This is a genomic window from Okeania sp. (assembly GCF_983059655.1).
On the sequence record NZ_CEZPJD010000507.1, the window covers coordinates 1 to 5,838 of the forward strand.

Below are 5,838 nucleotides of genomic sequence, written 5' to 3' on the forward strand. Positions count from 1 at the left end.
CTAATTGTTTCTCTACTTTACGGAGTATAGCTGCACAATATGAATCAGCATTAACAAGCAAACCTTTACCAGTTTGGTACATCCCACGTTTAAATCGTTGGGAGATCCTCCGAATTTCCTGCCTCCCCTTCGGATTTTTCACCTAAAGTAGGTAGAAAATTACTATCCTTGAAAACTAGCTTTACTTGTGTAAGATTCCTTGATTTCAACAAATTTAATCTTGTGTTCCTTATACAATTGTTTATAATTCGTTGCTTAAGTTTAGCTGCGGATATTTGTACGAATGATTTGGTTTGTTTGCCTAAATTGACCTCCTTGGTTGAAAATGCAGATTGCCTTTTTTGTATTTTTTGTTTAATTATTTAAATGAATTAAAAGATTCAGCAATAGATATTAATATTTGCTGTGCTACCTGTGAATGCAAAGCTTAATAATGTTTATTTGATTTGTACTCTTTTTCTAGGTCATACTTAATCATACCAAATCCGGTTTACATAGTAGGTTTATTGTTAGGGTAAGGCAGAAAGCAGAGGCCAGAAGGGTTAGAAGCGTTTGGACAAATTCGCTTTTCATAACCTGATTTTGTATCAATTATTTTCTTAGCTTTAAAAAACATCTGACGAGAGTATTGTAAAGTATAACTTAACTTATTTGATTTTTTACTCTAGTTAAGAATCTATGTTTCCGTAGCGTTGCGCTAGCAAAGCAAGAATCTAGCGTTATAATCAAGGAATTTAACGGAAAAGTGTCAAGTAAGATTCGGATCTGTTTCATAAGTGTTATGAAAAAACAGCTCTCTTACATATCTACAATAACTAACAACTTAAATTAAGATTGGTATAAAAATCTTAAAAAGAATAAAATCTAGAAATATTTAATTGCCAAAAGCAAAAAAGTAAAAAAAAGATGACAGCAAGCACCTCTACTTCCTTTGAAAGTCAGCAGTTTCCCTTTAATTTTTCTCCCCACCCTACACAAGATAGTGATTTTCTCCAACAACTAGAATTTATTCCGGGCTTAAAAGAAATATTGACAATTAGACAAGTTCATGCACTGGAACACGCTACAGTTTGGGTACTCAGTGAATTAGCCAACTCAGGAAATTCAACATCCTTTGACGAATCAATTGGAGGAATGTCTACACCACAAGGATTTTACCTTTATGGTTCAATAAATGAATCTCAATTAGACGAAGCAGTAGAAGTAGCATTACAGAGAATTACTTCTGGAGAATGGGACTTGGCAGTACATCCTAGATGTGGCACAAATTTATCAGTAGCAATGACTCTCACTCTAGGATTAGCTCTAGGTATAAATGCACTTATGCCCAGGAAACCAATGGAGCAACTCTTAGGTTTTGGTATTGCAGCTACAGCAGCGATCCAAGTAGCACCAGAACTAGGTAATTTAGCCCAAAAATATTTAACAACTGCTATTCCTTTCAATTTAAGAGTGGTCAATATTTCTGTAACTCAAGATTTATGGGGTCGTCCAGCTCATTTTGTTCAAGTATCCTGGCTCAATTAATTGCAACAAAACTTAAAAAAATCTCAGACTAAAAAGATATAGGATGAGAGGACGATTTTACCATTCTTAAGTTTTAAGGAAAAAAATTCATGGTTCAACGTGGTTCTAAAGTTCGGATTTTACGTAAAGAATCCTACTGGTATAACGAGATTGGTACAGTTGCTTCCGTTGACAAAAGTGGCATCAAGTACCCTGTTATTGTTCGCTTTGATAAAGTAAATTATGCAGGTTTTAGTGGTAGTGCAGCTGGCGTTAACACTAATAATTTTGGTACCGAAGAAGTAGTAGAGGTATAAGCCCCCTAAAGGTAAGTAATTTAGTCTCAAACTATTCTTTGAACCCAGAGCTATAACAAAACCTCATTTGAACAATTCTAATTAAATAAACAAAAATAGGCCAAAACTGGCTTGATCGATGCTTAACTAGAAAAAATTTCTACAGTATCTATATAATAATTAATACTGTGAGAAATAGTTAGTACTGTGCCAGAATTGCCAGAAGTAGAAATAGTAAAACGAGGTCTCAATCAACTGACTCTAAATAAGAAAATTGTGGGTGGGGAAGTGTTGTTAGAACGCACAGTTGCCCACCCAGTTCCTGTAAGTGATTTTTTGGATGGTTTGCAGGGAAAAGCGATCGCGGGGTGGCATAGACGAGGTAAATATTTACTGGCCCAACTCTACAAGTGGGATACAAAAACTCCAAAACTTACGCAACTTAAAGAAAACCAAGATGGTTGGCTGGGAGTACATCTACGAATGACAGGCCAACTTTTATGGGTAAAACCAGAAGAAAGTCTACATAAACACACGCGAGTGAGAATATTTTTTGGCGATCGCTCTTCAGGAAGTGAAGGTCATCCTACCCAGGAATTAAGATTTGTAGACCAACGCACTTTTGGCCAGATGTGGAGGGTACCTCCCGCAACAGAAATATCTCACATTATTACTGGTCTGAAAAAACTAGGTCCTGAACCATTTTCCCCTGAATTTTGCCTAGAATATCTTACCAACAAACTTAACAACAGAAATAGAGCAATTAAAACAGCCCTTTTAGACCAGACAATAATTGCAGGGTTAGGTAATATTTATGCTGATGAAGCACTATTTCTTAGTGGTATTAGACCAACTACTCTATGCAAAGATTTGGTAAAAACACAGATAGAACAACTGCATATAGCTATACTCAAAGTATTACAAAACTCTATAGATGCAGGTGGTACAACATTCAGCAATTTCCTAAATGTTAAGGGAGTTAATGGCAATTATGGTGGTGTAGCTTGGGTTTATAATCGTGCCGGTCAACCATGTCGAATTTGTGATACTTCTTTAGAAAGAATTAAACTTGCTGGTCGGTCTACTCATTTTTGTCCTCAATGCCAAGAAGAATAAAGGATATTAGTCATTGCTGAGGGGTGAATGGGAATTTAACGAAGTCAGAAGTTAGAAGTCAGAAGTTATTTTTGTAACGGGGATGCGTGAGCAACTCTCCAAAAATCTTGCGCCTTAAAAGGCGGAGTTTTAGACCCATGTTATCTTGATAAGTGGGGTGTGTATCCTGCCAAGGAGTGAAAATATAAACAACGGGCAAGATGCCCATTCCACTTCCACAAAACTATTAAAATTCCAAGCGAATTTATGCAACGTGGGATATTAAGTAGTTAAGCCAGATTAATTGTATATTTCTGGTGAAGTTAAATTGGCAGGCAAAATTATTTTTATTTCCGCTCCTGTACGTTGCCCTAGTGACGGGGACTCTGCCCAACTTACAAAATTCAATTAATTTTGCACGGGTATTTAATTAGGGTTTACCGATCTAATCTCAAAGTCTTTATAGATAAAGGTCAGTGCCTTTTTAAGTATCAAAAAGTGTGAGGTTTTAAGTGCTAATGGTTCAATTAGGAGCGGATGTTGGTCAAGATTTGGGCATAAAAATTAAGGGACAATTCTTACCAATGGATAATGAATCTTATCTCCTCACTTATTCCCCGTTGCTCCTGTCTCCTGTCTCCTACCCCTACTAAAAGACTTTTGAGGGCAAACCTAATTAACTGTTGCTTGTTTACTCACAAAGAAGAAGTTATTTACCCATGCTATGTCAGGGTATGATTTTTTTTGATTAAACGAACTTAATCTTATTCTCTATTAAAATTTAAGCAGAAAATACAAGAGATGGAAATCATAATATTATGGCAAACATTAAAAAAGGTAGTTTAGTTCGTGTTGTGCGAGAAAAACTCGAAAATAGCTTAGAGGCTAAGGCCAGTGACACAAGGTTTCCTCCCTATATATTTGATAGTAAGGGAGAAGTAGTTGATACAAAAGGAGATTACGCTTTTGTCAAATTCGGCAAAGTACCGACTCCGAATATCTGGTTACGACTAGATCAGTTAGAAGAATTCAAGTAGAAATAATTCCAATAAGTCTATTAGTGAACAGAAAATGTGTCAAAGTATAGAGATGACAAAAAAATGCTGAATATTTAGCTTTGTCTGTCTAAAAGCATTCCTGATTGTTCATAAAAAATAAGCTATTAGAATCTTTTCTGATAGCTCAATATTAGTAAGCATTCAGCAGTCAGCTATCATAGGATGCTAGCTGATAGCTGTTTGCGGAGTATTCGGTAGGAAATGCTTATAGCTATAGAAGAGGAGTCTACCCCATGGCTTTTATTGGTGATTTCATAAATATAAGGAAATCTGGAAATGTCAACAGAAAATCAGAGTTTAGAAGCAGAAACAAATATTAATTTAGAGTCCGCTCAAGAAAGTTTTGGAGAAGAAAGTGTTGAGGATGTAAATAAAACTCGTTTGTTGCTTACTTTATGGGATTTAGGAGGAGAAGGAGAAACGGCAATAGGAGTAAAAAAAAGTGAATTAACTACTAGAGTTAAACGGAAAAAATACGGTAAAAAAATAGGTAAATATCAAGGAGTATATGAGGAGTTAGAAAAATCAGGAGCAATTAGAATTGAGATAAAAAATAGAGCAGTATTGGTTTTTATTACAGATATCGGTAAGGAAATGTTGGGAAAGGGTTTACAAAATCCTGATTTTAATTTTGAAGGAACTGTAGTAGCGACGAGGTTAGCAAATACGCTTTTGAGATGGATAAGAGAAATAGGTAATCATAAAAATTTGAAAATGGAGATAGAAACAATGACAATTTCTGAAGGTAAGGTACATGAAGAAGAATGATAATAAATTGATAGAAGTATGGGAATGCAAATCAATGCTATAATAATCCTTTAGTGCGAGTAATAGATAAAAAACATTGAAAGCAAGATACAAATATCGCATCTATCCAAATCATATACAAATAACGCGCATTAATCAACTATTTGGTTGTTGTCGATATGTTTGGAATCAATCATTAGCACATTGTAATCAATTATATGCAGATGGCCACAATAAACCTAGTTATGTTGATTTAACTAAACAATTCATAACTCAAGCGAAACGAGAATTAGTTTGGTTAAATGAAGTGGCATCCACTCCACTACAACAATCATTAAAAGATTTAGACCAGGCATATAAAAATTTCTTTAATAGTTGTACTGGTAAGCGTAAAGGTATTAAAGTTAAGCTACCTAAATTTAAGTCCAGGAAATCTAGACAAACTGCAAGATTTGTAGGTAAAAATTATCAGGTAGGTCTAGATAAAATTTATCTGCCAAAAGTAGGAAAAATTAAAATAGTTTGGTCTAGGCCATTAGCTAGTAAACCTAGTTCAGTTACCATAATTAAAGATAGTGCAGGACGTTACTTTGCTAGTTTTGTTGTAGAAACTTGTGCAGAACATTTACCAAAGCTTGGCAAATCAATAGGTATTGATTTAGGTATTTCAACTTTTGCAACCTTGAGTAACGGAGACAAAATTAATGCTCCAAAGCCTCTGAAAAACAACCTCAAAAAGTTAGCTAAATTTCAGCGTAAATTTGCCAGAGCTGAATCAGGCAGTAAACGTCGTGAAAAACGTAGACTAAAAATCGGCAAACTTTCCTACGGAATGCTGCGCAAACATGCAAAAATTAAAGATATTAGGACTGATTTTCTACACAAGTTATCAACTGATTTGGCTAGAAAGTATGATGTTATTGTACTGGAAGATTTGAATGTTTCTGGCATGGTTAAAAATCGCAAATTGGCTAAAGCAATTAGTGATTTAGGTTGGAGACAATTTAGAACTCTAACTGAAGCTAAATGTGAAAAGTATGGTAGAGAGTTGAAAGTCATTTCCAGATGGGAGCCTACTAGCCAAAAATGGTGCGATTCGTTCAGTCGAAACCTAGAAATAGGGGGATGATTGGCTT

6 protein-coding genes are annotated in these 5,838 nt (G+C 35.1%); all 6 read left to right on the forward strand.

What is annotated here, in order from left to right; genetic code table 11:
• Window positions 1–906: 906 nt before the first annotated feature.
• The 6 genes from AC3DU7_RS22930 (at window position 907) to AC3DU7_RS22955 (ending at window position 5,831) form a co-directional block, all read left to right on the forward strand.
• Entirely contained in the window at window positions 907–1,527 is a 621-nt protein-coding gene (locus AC3DU7_RS22930; protein ID WP_488041608.1) for a DUF6391 domain-containing protein, read from the forward strand.
• A gap of 89 nt (window positions 1,528–1,616) precedes the next feature.
• The gene (locus AC3DU7_RS22935; RefSeq protein ID WP_488041609.1) at window positions 1,617–1,823 is read left to right on the forward strand and encodes a photosystem I reaction center subunit IV; all 207 of its coding nucleotides are present in this window, start codon (window positions 1,617–1,619) and stop codon (window positions 1,821–1,823) included.
• 186 nt (window positions 1,824–2,009) lie between these two features.
• Window positions 2,010–2,918, forward strand: a complete 909-nt coding sequence (locus tag AC3DU7_RS22940; RefSeq protein ID WP_488041610.1) for a DNA-formamidopyrimidine glycosylase — start codon at window positions 2,010–2,012, stop codon at window positions 2,916–2,918.
• A gap of 797 nt (window positions 2,919–3,715) precedes the next feature.
• Entirely contained in the window at window positions 3,716–3,934 is a 219-nt protein-coding gene (gene ndhO, locus AC3DU7_RS22945) for an NAD(P)H-quinone oxidoreductase subunit O (protein ID WP_488041611.1), read from the forward strand.
• A gap of 297 nt (window positions 3,935–4,231) precedes the next feature.
• Complete coding sequence (locus AC3DU7_RS22950) at window positions 4,232–4,723, forward strand: hypothetical protein (protein ID WP_488041612.1); 492 nt, start codon at window positions 4,232–4,234, stop codon at window positions 4,721–4,723.
• A 76-nt stretch (window positions 4,724–4,799) separates the two neighbouring features.
• On the forward strand, window positions 4,800–5,831 hold the full coding sequence (locus AC3DU7_RS22955) for an RNA-guided endonuclease InsQ/TnpB family protein (RefSeq protein ID WP_488041613.1): 1,032 nt from the start codon (window positions 4,800–4,802) through the stop codon (window positions 5,829–5,831).
• Window positions 5,832–5,838 lie beyond the last annotated feature (7 nt).

What these genes read in the sequence shown, in the direction of transcription:
- AC3DU7_RS22930 (WP_488041608.1), top strand. Translation starts at nt 907, where the DNA reads ATGACAGCAAGCACCTCTACTTCCTTTGAAAGTCAGCAGTTTCCCTTT.
- AC3DU7_RS22935 (WP_488041609.1), top strand. Translation starts at nt 1,617, where the DNA reads ATGGTTCAACGTGGTTCTAAAGTTCGGATTTTACGTAAAGAATCCTAC.
- ndhO (WP_488041611.1), top strand. Translation starts at nt 3,716, where the DNA reads ATGGCAAACATTAAAAAAGGTAGTTTAGTTCGTGTTGTGCGAGAAAAA.
- AC3DU7_RS22950 (WP_488041612.1), top strand. Translation starts at nt 4,232, where the DNA reads ATGTCAACAGAAAATCAGAGTTTAGAAGCAGAAACAAATATTAATTTA.